The following is a 13,785-nucleotide window of genomic DNA, read 5'->3' as shown; positions in this document are numbered from 1 at the left end:
CCCTGATTCAGCTGAAAACGGGTCTACCAGCTGTTTTGCAAAAGCTCGGGGGAGCCGTGGGGCGGATTTTGGTTTGAAATCGGTCGTTCATGCAGATACCCTCAGCCGGGGTTGCAATTGGCGCACTCAACCCGCCCATTGGCGAGGTCGGGCAATTCTCCCGCGCGCCCCGCGGGTCACTCAGCCGACAAGTCCAGGCAATCCCGGATTGGCGCCAGTTTTGCCCCGGTTTCCCGCCACTCGGTTTCCGGGTCGGAATCTGCCATGATGCCCGCCCCGACCCAGGCCTCCACGCCGAGGGCATCGAGCTGGGCACACCGCAGCGCTAAAGCCAACTGGCCCCCTCCTTGGGCATCGACCCAGCCGACCGGCCCGGCGTAACGCCCGCGATCCGCTTCAAACCGGGAGATAAACGTCCGCGCAAACTCCCGCGGCAGCCCGCACACCGCTGCCGTGGGGTGAAACTGCGCGACCAGGTGCAAAAGCGTCTTGCCCGCCGGCACCCGCAGGTGCAAATCCGTAGCCAAATGGGTCAGATTCGGCAGCTGTAACAGGTAGGGCCCGCTCGTCTCCAAATCGGGGTCGACGCGGCGCAAAGGCTCCACCACCGAACGCAGCGCCACCTGGTGTTCCGCCAGGTTCTTGGCCGAATGAGCCAAATCCAAATCCTCGCCGGGCGTCGCCGTGCCCGCCAAAACTCGCGAATGTGCCCGTCCCGCGGCGGCCTCCAGCAGCATCTCCGGCGTGGCTCCGACCAGCCCTCCGACATTGAAAATCCAGCAAGTCGGGTAGCGTTCGCGCAGGCGGGCAGCCAAAGCCCCGCCGGCTGTCCGCGCCCGCTCCGCGCCAGCCTCCCCGGCGAACTCGAAGCGTGCCGGGCGAGCCATCACGATTTTCTCCGCTTTGCCCGCCCGGATAGCGCGCACGGCGGCGGCAACGTTTTCCTGGTAAGACGTTTTTCCCACTACGGCGGCGGGTCGCGTCTGCAGGGCATCTTGGCGCTGGCGGTGGGGAAAGTTTTTAATCCAAGCCATGGCGGCCCGATACAATCGGTCCGCTCTAGGCTCATCAACACTCGCGGCCTGATAAGCCACGGTAATCCACGCCCCCTCCTCGTCGCTGCCCACCAGGAATGACGGCAGAACAAACACCGAGGCAGCCGCGCTATTAAAACCAAAGGACGCGAAAGCCACCGGACCCGTGCCGCGTCGCTGCACCGCATCAAACACCTGGGCGTGGTGTCCCACCAGGTACCACGCCGCGCCCGCCCGATCCAGGTCCGAGCCGTCCTCCCAATGCCAGGCCGGCGCAAAGTCCTGACCGGGAAAATCCCCCAAACCCGGCGCAGCCAACGTCAAGGAGGCGCCTTGTGCAGGGGGAGAAGCAAAGAAAAATCCGTCCGTGGGGAGTGCCGCGGCCTCCATCGGGACCAGCTCCGGGGACAAATCGCGGTCAAGAGCGCGAGTGTGGACGAATAGCATCCATCTATCCTAGGTTCCCCCGCTCAGCGCCCAAAACCAGCAGGGTAGCACGCGGGCAGACTCCCGACGCGGCCCTACGCCCGAGAGTACAGAACCTCCCGCCAGCCGCAATACCGGAATTTGAAGCGGTTATTGTTTAGTGCCGCCGAGGTTCAGGGTTCAATCTGACGTTCAACCCCGGGGGTGTCCCCCCGTGTCACTGCATCGCGGTATTACTGAGCCGGGAGCCCGCGGGTTCCCTGTATATCGTCACCGGGTTAGAGGACGGGTGGGGACGTTGCCCGCAGCGAGCCGGGAGATCCGCGCGACAGACCGACCCCCGGCGACACCCCGCCAACCGCCCTCCGAATAGGGACCCAAGTCCCAATAAGAAAACTCTTTTTTTCCTAAATCGAATCCGCGCTACGGGCCGCAGGCTGCCCAAAACCCGGAGAAGCTCGGCGATAATCCTGCATTCTGTGCAAAATTTACTGAGTTAGGGGGAAAAACTGTAGGGTGGAGCTGGCAACTCGCCTGGGAAGATTTTGCTGGTTACGGTGCCGGCAGGCAACTCAGGTGTTTTCAAAGATGGAGAAGCTATGAACGTTTACGTAGCGCTGCTGATAATGCTGTTAGTAGCCGCGGTAGTGGCCTTAGCTGGGGTTTTGTCCGGTTATCTGTTCGGTCCCACGAAACCAAACCGCGTTAAGAATGCCAACTATGAATGTGGCTGTGACCCCACTCCGGCTCGCGGAAACCAGGCGCGTTTCCCGGTTAAGTACTACCTGACCGCCATGATGTTTATCGTTTTCGACATCGAGGTGGTTTTTCTTTACCCCTGGGCGATTTCCTTTTTCCAGCAAGGAAAGTTCGGCATGTTCGTCATGATGACTTTCGTGGAACTGCTGGCAGTGCCTTTTATCTATGTGTGGGCCCGTCGCGGCTTTGACTGGAACTAAACCGTTCCAAGTATTTTGGAGGAAACCATAAAATGTTGGATCAAGATTCTGACGGCTTGGCGGCCTTGCCGGAAAAGCTCACTGATTTTGCTCGCGCCCTCTCGATTTGGCCCGTCACGATGGGTTTGGCGTGCTGTGCTATTGAGATGATGGCGACCGCGGCCTCACGTTTCGATATTGCCCGTTTCGGTTCGGAAGTGTTCCGTTCCTCTCCGCGTCACGCTGACGTGATGCTGGTTTCGGGTCGTGTCTCGCACAAGATGGCCACCATCATGCGCAACGTTTATGACGAGATGGCCGACCCGAAGTGGGTCATCTCGATGGGGGCTTGCGCCTCGTCGGGCGGCGTGTTCAATAACTACGCCATTGTGCAGGGCTGCGACCACGTGGTGCCGGTAGACATCTATTTACCGGGTTGCCCGCCGCGTCCGGAAATGCTGCTGGGGGCGTTGCTGAGCTTGCGCGACCACATCAAGGTCGATCCTTTGGGCAAGAATCGTGAGGAAGCCATCCGCAAGGCGGAAGCCGCGGCGCTACAGGCGGCCTCATTGAACGACATGAAGGGACTGATGGCGTGAGCGAAGAAACTCAAGATTTGCAAGCCGCCCCGGAGGGTGAACTGGAGCCGAAACTGCCCCAGTACGCCAATCCTCGCGGCGAATCCCTGGGGGTGCGCGACAACCCGTTCGGGGTTCACGGCACCGGCGACACTTCCGGTTACGGTCAGTTGCACCGGGAAGTTACGATGCCCGGGCAGTCTCCGAAGCCTTACGGGGGCTGGTTCGACGAGTGTGTGGACTACCTGGAGGAGGATTTGCGTAAGGCCGGAGTGGATCCTCTCACTGCCATAGACCGGGTCGTCGTTTCCCACGGTGAGCTGACGATTCACGTCGCCCGCGAGCACCTGGTGACGGTCGCAAAAGCACTGCGTGACGACCAGGACTTGCGCTTTGAGCTGTGCATGGGCGTGTCCGGGGTGCATTACCCGCACGACACCGGGCGGGAACTGCACGCCGTGTACCACTTCATCAGCGTGACCCACAACCGCAACCTGCGCATCGAGACTGCGGCTCCCGAGTCAGACCCGAAAGTCCCCTCCATCGTGGATATATACCCCGGAAACAACTGGCACGAGCGGGAAACTTTCGACATGATGGGCATCATCTTTACCGGCCACCCGGCCTTGACCCGATCCCTGCTTCCCGATGATTGGGTCGGACACCCGCAGCGTAAGGACTACCCGCTGGGCGGGATTCCAGTGCAATTCAAGGGCGGCACCGTCCCGCCGGCTGACACGCGGAGGAGCTACAGTTGAGTACCGAAACTATGAACCCAGAGGCAAAAACGCAAAATGTTCATGCCACGGCGGGGGCTGGCGAATATGTGCCGGGAATGCCGGAGTTTTCCGTTCAGGACGGGGAATGGGCCGCGATGGCCGCTGACCTCGAGTCGGCTCACAATGACCGGATTGCCGTCAACTTGGGCCCGGTGCACCCCTCGACTCACGGCGTGTTGCGCGTAGTGGTGGAACTGGAAGGCGAAACGATTAAGGATTGCCGCCTAGGCACCGGCTACCTGCACACCGGTATTGAAAAGTCCATGGAATACCGCACCTACAACCAGGGCGTGGCCTACTGCACCCGCATGGACTACGTGGCGCCGTTTTTTACCGAAGTCGCCTGGTGTTTGGCGGTCGAAAAAGCTCTGGGGGTAACGGATCAGGTGCCACGGCGGGCTAAAGAAATCCGGGTGCTGTTGATGGAGCTGAACCGGATTGCTTCGCACCTGGTCGCTATCGGCACCGGCGCGAACGAGCTGGGCGCGACGACCATGCTGACCACCGGGTTCCGGGCTCGTGAAGAAATCCTGCGGATTTTTGAACACATTACCGGCCTGCGCATGAACAACACCTATATGCGTCCCGGCGGCGTGTCCAACGACCTGCTGGACGACACCATCGACATGATTCGTGAAAAGCTCCCGCTGGTCAAACGCGACATTGGCGAAATGCAGGACTTGATTATGGCCAACCCGATCTTTATCGGCCGTATGAAGAACGTGGGGTGGTTGCCGCTGTCCACCATGATGGCACTGTCCCTGACTGGTCCGTGTCTGCGGGCGGGCGGTTTGCCGCTGGATATGCGCAAGTTGCAGCCCTACTGCGGGTACGAGACTTACACTTTCGATGTTCCCACCCGCGACCATTCCGACTGCTACACGCGTACCGAGGTGCGTTTTGAGGAAATGTATCAGTCTCTGCGCATTGTCTACCAGGTGCTGGATCGTTTGGAGCAAAGCGAGGGTGAGCCGGTCATGATTGCCGACCCCAAGTTCGCTTACCCCTCCAAGCTGACCATCGGCGCGGACGGCCAAGGCCAGGATCCGGAGCACGTGTCGCATATTATGGGGCATTCGATGGAGGAACTCATTCACCACTTCAAGCTGGTGACCGAAGGGTTCAGAATCCCGCCCGGTCAGGTGTACACCCAGATTGAACACGCCAAGGGCATCCAGGGCGTGCACCTGGTAACCGACGGCGGTACCCGCCCTTACCGCGCGCACTTCCGCGACCCCTCTTATGCAAACCTGCAATCTGCCTCCATGATGTGCGAGGGTGGCTTGATTTCTGACTTGGTGGTGTCAATCGGTTCGATTGACCCGGTGTTTGGAGGTGTGGATCGATGAAACCGTATCCCGAGGACGTCAAAGCGCGTCTGGTTCGCGAAGGCCGAGAGATTATTGCTCGCTATCCCGAAGGACACTCGCGTTCGGCGCTGTTGCCGTTGCTGCACCTGGTGCAGTCCGAAGATGGCTTCGTGTCCGCCAACGGTATCGAGCTGTGCTCTGAACTGTTGGGGATTAGCCCCGCGGAAGTTTCGGCGGTTGCCACGTTCTATACCCAGTACAAGCGCCGTCCCAACGGGGAATACAACGTGGGGGTGTGTACCACTTCGCTGTGTGCCGTCATGGGTGGCGACGAGATTTGGGAAACCGTGTGTGACCACTTGGGCATTGGTAACGGGGAAACGACCGCGGACGGGAAAGTTACCCTGGAAGCGATTGAATGTAACGCTGCCTGCGACTTTGCCCCAGTCATCATGGTGAACTGGGAATTCTTCGATAACCAAACTCCGCAATCGGCCGTGAAACTCGTTGACGATTTGCGGGCGGGCAATCCGGTGAAACCGACCCGCGGCCCGAATCACGTCCCGACCTTTAAGGAAAACGAGCACCTCTTGGCTGGTTTCGAGGACGGACTGGCCGATGAGGGCGAATCCGCCGGTGTCCCCACCCTGTTGGGCAAGCGCATCGCTGCGGAAAAAGGTTGGGGAATCCCCAGCGACCCGGGCTGGTCCGCTCCCGAACCGAAGGAAGGTGAATAGTCATGAGTGAACTGAACCTGACGGACATTCCTGGTGGCGAGGTGCCGCTGACCCCGATTTTGTCGGATATGTGGGGTGTGGACCGGTCTTGGACCCTGGAGGCCTACCGGGCGCGCGGGGGATACCAGGGTCTGGAAAAGGCCAACTCGATGGATCCCGCCGATGTGTTGGCTGCGGTCAAGAACTCGGGGTTGCGTGGGCGTGGTGGCGCTGGCTTCCCCGCTGGTTTGAAGTGGTCGTTCCTGCCTCCCGATGACGGTTTGCCGCGCTACCTGACAGTGAACGCTGACGAGTCCGAGCCGGGGACCTGCAAGGATATTCCACAAATCATGGCGAACCCGCACGCCCTCATCGAGGGAATGGCGATTTGTTCCCGCGCGATTCGCTGCGAACACGCTTTCGTGTATCTGCGCGGAGAAGTGACCCACCCGCTGCGCCGGCTGCTGGCCGCTATCCGGGAAGCTACCGAGGCGGGACTGCTGGGCGACCTCAAGATTACCGCCCACTCCGGGGCAGGAGCCTACATCTGCGGTGAGGAAACCGCTCTGCTGGATTCGCTGGAAGGTCGGCGCGGACACCCGCGGTTGAAGCCGCCGTTCCCGGCCGCCCAGGGCTTGTATGCCCGTCCCACCGTCATCAACAACGTCGAGACGATTTCCCAGGTCGCCGGCATCTTTAAGTATTCGGATAACTGGTACGCCTCGATGGGTACGGAAAAGTCCAAAGGACACGGGATCTTCTCGATTTCCGGCCATGTCGCCCACCCCGGCCAGTTTGAGGCGCCGTTCGGAATTACGATGCGTCAATTGTTGGGATACTGCGGCGGGATGCGATCCGGTCATGACTTGAAGTTTTGGGCGGTGGGGGGTTCCTCGGCACCTATCTTTACCCCCGAAGAACTCGATGTTCCCCTGACTTATGAGGAAGTCGTCACCGCCGGGTCGATGCTGGCTACCCGCGCTATTCAAGTGTTTGACGAAACGACTTCGGTCGTGCGCGTCATGACCCGCTGGATAGACTTTTATCAGCATGAATCCTGCGGCAAATGCACCCCGTGCCGGGAAGGCACCTATTGGATGAAGCAAATCATGCACCGCCTCGAAGCCGGTAAAGGCGAGGTCGGCGACGTGGACAAGCTGCTGTCGATTACTTCCGAGATTGGCGGGCGCTGTTTCTGCGCGCTGGGCGACGCGGCCATCACGCCGGTGAAGTCAGGCATTCAGCGTTTCCGTGACGAGTTTGAAAAAGGCTACACAACCCCGGCTTGGGAGTTGTTCCCCTACGAACGCAGCGTGTACTACCACGAGGCATCGGGCGAGGCAGGTAAATAAATGAGCGACGAAGTGCAAATGGTCAATATCAAAGTTGACGGCAAGACCCTGGAAGTGCCCAAAGGCACCCTGGCGATTCGGGCTTGCGAGATGGCAGGAGTCTACGTGCCGCGCTTCTGCGACCACCCGTTGCTGAAACCGGTGGCCGCCTGCCGCGCGTGCCTGGTCGAGGTAGCTATGCCCAACCGGCAAGGCGAGGTCGCCAAGATGCCTAAACCGATGCCGGCCTGCTCGACCACCTGTTCGGACCGGATGGAGATTTACACCCAGTTCAGCTCCAAGGTCGCGGCGAAGGCCCAAAACGGTATCTTGGAGTTCCTGCTGGTCAATCACCCGCTGGACTGCCCGGTTTGCGATAAAGCCGGGGAATGCCCGCTGCAAAACCAGACTTTCATGGAAGGCAACCCGACCTCGCGTTTCACCGATAACAAGCGTGTCTGGCCCAAGCCGGTGCGTCTGACTTCCGAGATTCTGCTGGATCGGGACCGCTGTGTGCTGTGCCAGCGCTGCGTGCGTTTCGGTAAGGAAATCGCCGGTGATGCCTTCTTGGACCTCCAAGGGCGGGGCGGCGGTTCTTCTCCGCGCGACGACCACTTCTTTATGGGCGAGAACATCGGTTCTTTCGACACGCAGGTGTTGGGGATTTATGACGAGGAGGCGAACCCGGACGGCGCTACCGTCACCCCTTGTGAATCTATGACCGGCCCGAGCGGGGAGCCCGGTATTATCGGTTCGATGCATTCGGGTAACCCGGACGTGGCGCACCGCGACGTGTCCGGTCGACGTTTCGCCTCGTACTTCTCCGGTAACGTCACCCAGATTTGTCCGGTCGGAGCGCTTACGAACGCCTCTTACCGTTTCCGGGCGCGTCCTCACGACCTCATTTCGACCCCCTCGATTACCGACCAGGACGCCAGTGGGGCGGAAATCCGCGTCGATGCGCGCCGTGGGGTCGTGCTGCGCCAGCTGGCGGGGGATAATCCCGAAGTCAACGAGGAATGGATTTCTGACAAGGATCGTTACGCTTTCGCGTGGCAGTCCTCTACCGACCGTTTGACCCGCCCGATGGTGCGCAACGACGCGGGCGAGTTGGAGGAAACCGACTGGGGCACTGCCCTTTCCCGGGCCGCCGCCTATGTTAAAGAATCTGCGCAAAACTCCGAAGTCACGTTCTTTCCCGGTGAACACCTCACCCTCGAGGACTACTACGCTTGGGGCAAGTTCGCCCACGTGGTGGGCAAATCGAACATCGTGGATGCGCGCTCACGGGACTTCCGTATGGACGAAGTGAACTTCATCAGAATGCGGGTCGCGGGACGTCCTCTGGAAGTGACCTACCAAGACGTTGAAAAAGCGCCGTTTGTGTTCCTGGTCGACCTGGAACCGGAGGACGAATGCGCCACCCTGTTCCTGCGGCTGCGTAAAGCCACACAAAACCACGGCACAAAAGTCGCCACCCTCGCCTCGTTCTTGAGCGAAGGGGCGCGCAAACTCGGTGCCACCCTGGTGCAAAACCAGCCGGGGGAGCAACTCCAAATCCTGCAAGACATCATCGATGGTAAAGGCGAGTTTGCGTGGGTGAAGGAATCTCTGAGTCAGCCCGGCTCGCTGGTGCTGATGGGAGAGCGCGCCAGCTTGGTCGTTGACGAGCTGGAATATGCCGCACGCTTGGCTGACGCCACTAATGCTGCCTGGGCGTGGATACCGCGGCGTGCCGGTTCGCGTGCTGCTATCGAAGCGGGCTGTTTCCCCGGTCTGCTGCCGCGTGGCCGCCTAGTGACCGACCCGGCAGCTCGTGCCGACATTGATGCGGCTTGGGATCTCAAGGAGCCGCTGCACGAGAATCTGCCGCTGTGCTTCCGCTGCATGTTGACCCCCGAGGCTTGGGAACAGTTCCTACCCGGCACCACCATGGTGATGGGCGGGGTGGACCTGCGCGACCTGGAGGATCCGGACGGAACACGGGAAGTCCTCAAAGGTGTGAAGCACGTCATCCAGCTGGAAGTGCGCAAAACCGAGATTACCCAGTACGCCGATGTCGTGCTGCCGGTGGCTCCGCCGCATGAAAAGAGCGGAACTTTCATCAACTGGGAGGGCCGGCTGCGCCCCTTCGGTCAGGCTTTGGCGTCCCACGCACTGCCGGACTGGAAGGTCATGAATCTGCTGGGTCGGGCCGCGGGCTACGACTTGGGGCTGGACTCTTTGGCCGCTATCTGGCACGAGTACGAGGAGTTGGGTCCCTGGCAAGGCATTCGTTTGGGGGCGCCGTTCCGTGAGGATCCTCCCATTGTCCCGCCCGAGGCCGGTCAGGCCTTGGTCATCACCTGGAAGCCGCTGCTGGACGCGGGGCGCTGCCAGGACGGTGAACCGTACTTGGCGGGAACCGCCAGAGTTCCGGTGGTGCGCATGAGCGCGGAAACCGCTCGGGAAAACGGTATTACCGACTTTGCCAAGATTACGGGGCCGAAAGGTGCCTTGACCCTGCCGGTGGTGCTTACGGACATGCCGGAGCGGGTCGTGTGGATGCCGGAATCTTCCCCCGGATCTTTGGTTCACGAAACCTTGGGTTCGGCTTACGGCCAGCTTGTTAGCTTGAAAGCAGCGGAGGCGTAACCATCATGTACACATTGATTCCTATCCTGACCGTTATGGGAGCTGACTTGTGGCCCGCCGGGGCGTCGGCTCCGAAAGGGGCTGACTTCAGCCAGGAAACCTGGTGGATTTCCCTGATTAAAGCCCTGATTATCATCGTGACGCTGATTCTCTATGTGCTCTTGGCGCTGTGGGTGGAGCGCCGCGGCTTGGGGCGTATTCAAACCCGTCCTGGTCCGAACGTGCGTGGTCCGCTCGGTCTGCTCCAGGCGGTTGCGGACGCCGGCAAGATGGTGTTCAAAGAAAACTTCCGTCTCAAGGGCGCCGACACCCTGATTTATCTGGTTTCCCCGATTCTGGTGGCATTCACGGCTTTCGCTATCTTCGCGCTGATTCCTTTCGGTCCGAACGTGACGATTGGCGGAATATCCACCCCGCTGCAGCTGTTTGACTCCGGGGTCGCCACCTTGATTGTGTTGGCGATTTCCGCCGTCGGTATCTATGGGATTGTTCTGGGCGGCTGGTCAGCGAACTCTCCGTTCCCGCTGCTGGGTTCCGTGCGTTCCACGGCTCAAGTTATCTCCTACGAACTGGCGATGGGCACCGCGTTGGTCAGTGTATTCATCATGGCTGGTTCCATGTCCACCTCCGAAATCGTGGAGGCGCAAAAGGATCCGAGCTGGCTGCTGGGACTGCTGCCCGCCTTCATCGTCTATCTCATCGCTTCTTTCGGGGAAACGAACCGTCTGCCGTTCGACCTGACCGAATGCGAAAGCGAGCTGGTGGCCGGACACCAAACCGAATACTCGGGAATGAACTTCGCCTGGTACTACCTGGCCGAATACATCAACATCTTTAATGTTTCCGCCGTCGCGGTAACCATGTTCCTGGGTGGCTACAAAGCGCCGTGGCCGTGGGACTTCATGAACCCCGTCACCGGGTCTCCGTGGTGGGGGATTCTGTGGTTCACCCTCAAGGTGTGGTTCCTGTTCTGGATTTTTGTGTGGGTTCGCGGCACTCAGGTGCGTTTCCGCTATGACCAGTTCATGAACCTCGGCTGGAAGGTCTTGATTCCCATCGGCTTCGTGTGGATGATGGCGGTGGCCTGGATTAAGGCTCTGCCCGTGTTCTTCGGCTTCAACTCGCAACAAATCATGATTGCGGTGGCTGTGGTCTGCGTGGTGCTGCTGGTAATCGTGATGCTGATTCCCATCAAGAAAGTGAAACCGCCCGTGGCCAAACCCTTTGACCCGATGGCGGACGGATTCCCGGTCCCGCCCCTGCCCGGACAGGAGCTGCCCCCCAGTCCGCGTTCTGGACTCTTGAAAGTTACTCCCAACACCCCGGCTGAGGCAGCCATCACGGGCGGAAAGGAAGAAAAGTGAGCGCAGAAACTTCTGACAACAATTTGGTCGCCTCCCCTGACGAACCGGAAAACACCGCTGGTGCCGGTCCTGCCCCCACCGCAGACGCGGATCCGCAACTGTGGCAACGTAAGAAAAAAGGCGCCATCGCGGAGTCGCTGAAAGCAGTCGCCGGTTTCGGGGTCACGTTCCGCAACTTCTTCCGCCCCTACGTAACTGAACAGTACCCCTTCGAAAAGGTGCCGACCCAGCCGCGCTACCACGGACGCCACCAGCTGAATCGTTACCCGGACGGCTTGGAAAAGTGCGTGGGCTGCGAACTGTGCGCTTGGGCGTGCCCGGCCGACGCCATCTATGTGGAGGCCGCCTCGAACACCCCGGAGGAACAATACAGCGCCGGGGAACGTTACGGGCGGGTCTACCAAATCAACTATCTGCGCTGCATCTTTTGCGGGATGTGCATCGAAGCCTGCCCGACGCGGGCTCTCACGATGTCCAACGATTACGAGATTTGGGACGACAACCGCGAGGATTTGATTTTTGAAAAGGACCGCCTGTTGGTTCCTTTGGATGCCGGAATGCTCGACACGCCCCACCCGATGGCGTCAGGCACTTCTGACATGGATTACTACAACGGAAGCGTCACCGGCCCGACCCCCGACCAGATTGACTGGGTCGCGAGTCGCCGTCCGCACGATGCCTCCTTGGCCAGCGCCGGGAAACCGGCACAGGAGGTGAAAGCATGAGCCACTTGCTGCAAGCGGCCGCGGCCTTACCCGAGATGGGCACCGGTCAGACAATCTTCGTAGCAGCGTGTTCCGCTCTAGCGTTGATTGCGGCTTTGGGCGTCGCGTTGTCGAATCGAGCTGTTCACGCCGCGGTCTATATGGTTGCCATGATGGTGTGTGTGGCAGGCATCTACTTTTCGGTTGGTGCCGAGTTCCTGGGCGCGGTCCAGATTGTGGTTTACACCGGAGCCATCATGATGATGTTCCTGTTCGTCATTATGTTGGTGGGGGTGCAAGCCGTGGACTCGCCACGAGATTCCAAAGTTGTGACCGTCGCGGTGTCGGTACTGTTGGCCATCGCTTTCGGGATTATGGCGATAGTCGCGGCCGCGAACACCACGGTGAACGGGGCTCCGGCGCAGCCCAGCGGGGATCCGAATCCGGTCCAGCTGGCCACCGAAGTCATCAACACTTACTATGCGCCGCTGGAAATGATCGCCACCCTGCTGATTGTGGCCGCGGTCGGGGCGATGAGCTTGACCCACTCTGAGGCGCTGTTGCCGCGCGTGACCCAGTCTTTCCTGGTGAAGCAGCGGATGAAAGCGTACCGGGAGACTGGTCACGTCCTGGGCCAGACCGTGCCGCCGGGCGTTTATGCCGAAACCAACGCGTTGGACGTGCCGGCTATCAGCGGCGAAACCCAGCGTCCGGTGTCGGAATCGGTGCCGCGCGTGGTGCGAGTTCGCGGCGAAGAACGGTCGCTTGGGGAAGCCTCGCCGTGGACGGCTCGCGCTCTGGCGGCCGAAATCAGCGGCGACGTGAGCTTGCACGGAGCGAAAACCTCCACACTGGTCGCGCGTTCCGGCGCGGCGGGAATGCCCGGACCGGGCGCTCCCGAGATGACGGCGGAACTGGAAAAGCCGCTCGACAAAACTATTGCGGGCCAAACCGAACCTGGTGAAGCCACGAAAGAAGGAGAAAACGCATGAACGTGATGTTCCTGGTATTCGTGGCCCTGGGCCTCTTTGCCGTGGGCTCCCTGACCGTGCTGCTCCACCGTTCCGCAGTGATTGCCCTGATGGGTGTGGAAATCATGCTGAACTCGTGCAATATCGCGCTGGTGGCTTTGGGAGAAGCCAACGCTAACATGACCGGCCAGGTCCTGGCTTTCTTTGTGATGACCGTGGCGGCGGCGGAAGTCGTAGTCGGCTTGGCCCTGATTGTGTCGCTGTTCCGCTCCCGGCGCACCACCTCCCTCGACGACTTCAACCTGTTGAACGGCTAAGGGGGAAAGGAAAATATGTTGCAAACTTTCAATCTTGTCAACGGGCTGGCTAGCGGCGCGATTCTGGAATTCGGAGCCGCCACCGGCATGGCTCAATACGCCTGGCTGATGATTGCCATTCCTTTCGTCAGTTCCATGTTCCTGCTCATTGCGGGACGTCGCGTGGATTCCTGGGGACACTACCTGGGAATGCTGGCGCCGTGGGCTTCCTTCGTGATTGGCGTGGCCATTCTGGCGGATATGCTGGGACGTTCCCCTGAGAATAGGGCGCAAAGCCTGATGGTGTGGAACTGGCTGCCCGGCTCGGAAGTGAACGTGAACTTCGGTCTGCTGCTGGATCCGCTGTCCATCTCGTTCGTGATGCTGGTGACGTTCGTCGGTGGCCTGATTCACATCTATTCGGTGGGTTACATGGCGGCTGACCCCGACCGGCGCCGTTTCTTTGCCTACCTGAATTTCTTCGTGGCCTCCATGCTGACCCTGGTGCTGGGCAGCTCTTACCTGGTGACGTTCGTCGGTTGGGAAGGCGTCGGTTTGGCGTCCTACCTGCTGATTGGTTTCTGGAACCAGGTTCACAACAACGCTTTGGCCGCGAACAAGGCTTTCATCATGAACCGTGTAGGCGACTTGGGGCTGCTGCTGGCGATGATGTCGATGTTCGCCGTGGTCGGCTCCGTGGATTT

General features: G+C 60.2%; 13 protein-coding genes. 12 read left to right on the top strand and 1 reads right to left on the bottom strand.

All coding sequences use genetic code 11. From position 1 onward, the window contains the following. Positions 1-176 precede the first annotated feature (176 nt). Positions 177-1,481: an isochorismate synthase MenF gene (locus Q0X47_RS04845; protein ID WP_297723470.1), complete on the bottom strand. Its 1,305-nt coding sequence runs from the start codon at positions 1,479-1,481 to the stop codon at positions 177-179. 578 nt (positions 1,482-2,059) lie between these two features. Here Q0X47_RS04845 and ndhC point away from each other — a divergent pair. The 12 genes from ndhC to Q0X47_RS04785 all read left to right on the top strand — a co-directional run. Then, entirely contained in the window at positions 2,060-2,419 is a 360-nt protein-coding gene (gene ndhC, locus Q0X47_RS04840) for an NADH-quinone oxidoreductase subunit A (RefSeq protein ID WP_297723468.1), read from the top strand. Positions 2,420-2,451: 32 nt separating this feature from the next. Further along, positions 2,452-2,997 carry an NADH-quinone oxidoreductase subunit B gene (locus tag Q0X47_RS04835; protein ID WP_297723466.1) on the top strand — a complete coding sequence of 182 codons (546 nt, stop codon included), beginning with the start codon at positions 2,452-2,454 and terminating at the stop codon, positions 2,995-2,997. Then, positions 2,994-3,734 (top strand): NADH-quinone oxidoreductase subunit C, encoded by a 741-nt coding sequence (locus tag Q0X47_RS04830; protein ID WP_297723464.1) that lies wholly within the window; start codon positions 2,994-2,996, stop codon positions 3,732-3,734. The genes Q0X47_RS04835 and Q0X47_RS04830 overlap by 4 nt, the downstream gene beginning before the upstream one ends. Next, positions 3,731-5,104: an NADH-quinone oxidoreductase subunit D gene (locus Q0X47_RS04825; RefSeq protein WP_297723462.1), complete on the top strand. Its 1,374-nt coding sequence runs from the start codon at positions 3,731-3,733 to the stop codon at positions 5,102-5,104. Before Q0X47_RS04830 ends, Q0X47_RS04825 begins: the two co-directional genes overlap by 4 nt. Then, positions 5,101-5,802 (top strand): NADH-quinone oxidoreductase subunit NuoE, encoded by a 702-nt coding sequence (gene nuoE / locus Q0X47_RS04820; RefSeq protein WP_297723460.1) that lies wholly within the window; start codon positions 5,101-5,103, stop codon positions 5,800-5,802. Before Q0X47_RS04825 ends, nuoE begins: the two co-directional genes overlap by 4 nt. A gap of 2 nt (positions 5,803-5,804) precedes the next feature. Further along, entirely contained in the window at positions 5,805-7,133 is a 1,329-nt protein-coding gene (nuoF, locus tag Q0X47_RS04815) for an NADH-quinone oxidoreductase subunit NuoF (protein WP_297723458.1), read from the top strand. After that, on the top strand, positions 7,134-9,746 hold the full coding sequence (locus tag Q0X47_RS04810; RefSeq protein ID WP_297723456.1) for an NADH-quinone oxidoreductase subunit G: 2,613 nt from the start codon (positions 7,134-7,136) through the stop codon (positions 9,744-9,746). Between the two features lie 5 nt (positions 9,747-9,751). Beyond that, complete coding sequence (gene nuoH / locus Q0X47_RS04805) at positions 9,752-11,110, top strand: NADH-quinone oxidoreductase subunit NuoH (RefSeq protein WP_297723454.1); 1,359 nt, start codon at positions 9,752-9,754, stop codon at positions 11,108-11,110. Further along, positions 11,107-11,835: an NADH-quinone oxidoreductase subunit NuoI gene (nuoI, locus tag Q0X47_RS04800; protein ID WP_297723453.1), complete on the top strand. Its 729-nt coding sequence runs from the start codon at positions 11,107-11,109 to the stop codon at positions 11,833-11,835. The genes nuoH and nuoI overlap by 4 nt, the downstream gene beginning before the upstream one ends. Next, complete coding sequence (locus tag Q0X47_RS04795; protein WP_297723451.1) at positions 11,832-12,806, top strand: NADH-quinone oxidoreductase subunit J; 975 nt, start codon at positions 11,832-11,834, stop codon at positions 12,804-12,806. The genes nuoI and Q0X47_RS04795 overlap by 4 nt, the downstream gene beginning before the upstream one ends. Then, positions 12,803-13,102: an NADH-quinone oxidoreductase subunit NuoK gene (nuoK, locus tag Q0X47_RS04790; RefSeq protein ID WP_297723449.1), complete on the top strand. Its 300-nt coding sequence runs from the start codon at positions 12,803-12,805 to the stop codon at positions 13,100-13,102. Before Q0X47_RS04795 ends, nuoK begins: the two co-directional genes overlap by 4 nt. Before the next feature lie 15 nt (positions 13,103-13,117). After that, positions 13,118-13,785, top strand: a 668-nt coding sequence (locus Q0X47_RS04785) for a proton-conducting transporter membrane subunit (RefSeq protein ID WP_297723447.1), incomplete at its 3' end; no start/stop codon positions are given.

This window comes from uncultured Mobiluncus sp. (assembly GCF_947254095.1).
Lineage (GTDB): Bacteria > Actinomycetota > Actinomycetes > Actinomycetales > Actinomycetaceae > Mobiluncus.
Note: the sequence above shows the minus strand (reverse complement) of the source record. Positions and strands in the feature narration are given on the sequence as shown.

What these genes read in the sequence shown, in the direction of transcription:
- Q0X47_RS04845 (WP_297723470.1), bottom strand. Translation starts at nt 1,481, where the DNA reads ATGCTATTCGTCCACACTCGCGCTCTTGACCGCGATTTGTCCCCGGAG.
- ndhC (WP_297723468.1), top strand. Translation starts at nt 2,060, where the DNA reads ATGAACGTTTACGTAGCGCTGCTGATAATGCTGTTAGTAGCCGCGGTA.
- Q0X47_RS04835 (WP_297723466.1), top strand. Translation starts at nt 2,452, where the DNA reads ATGTTGGATCAAGATTCTGACGGCTTGGCGGCCTTGCCGGAAAAGCTC.
- nuoE (WP_297723460.1), top strand. Translation starts at nt 5,101, where the DNA reads ATGAAACCGTATCCCGAGGACGTCAAAGCGCGTCTGGTTCGCGAAGGC.
- nuoF (WP_297723458.1), top strand. Translation starts at nt 5,805, where the DNA reads ATGAGTGAACTGAACCTGACGGACATTCCTGGTGGCGAGGTGCCGCTG.
- Q0X47_RS04810 (WP_297723456.1), top strand. Translation starts at nt 7,134, where the DNA reads ATGAGCGACGAAGTGCAAATGGTCAATATCAAAGTTGACGGCAAGACC.
- nuoH (WP_297723454.1), top strand. Translation starts at nt 9,752, where the DNA reads ATGTACACATTGATTCCTATCCTGACCGTTATGGGAGCTGACTTGTGG.
- Q0X47_RS04795 (WP_297723451.1), top strand. Translation starts at nt 11,832, where the DNA reads ATGAGCCACTTGCTGCAAGCGGCCGCGGCCTTACCCGAGATGGGCACC.
- nuoK (WP_297723449.1), top strand. Translation starts at nt 12,803, where the DNA reads ATGAACGTGATGTTCCTGGTATTCGTGGCCCTGGGCCTCTTTGCCGTG.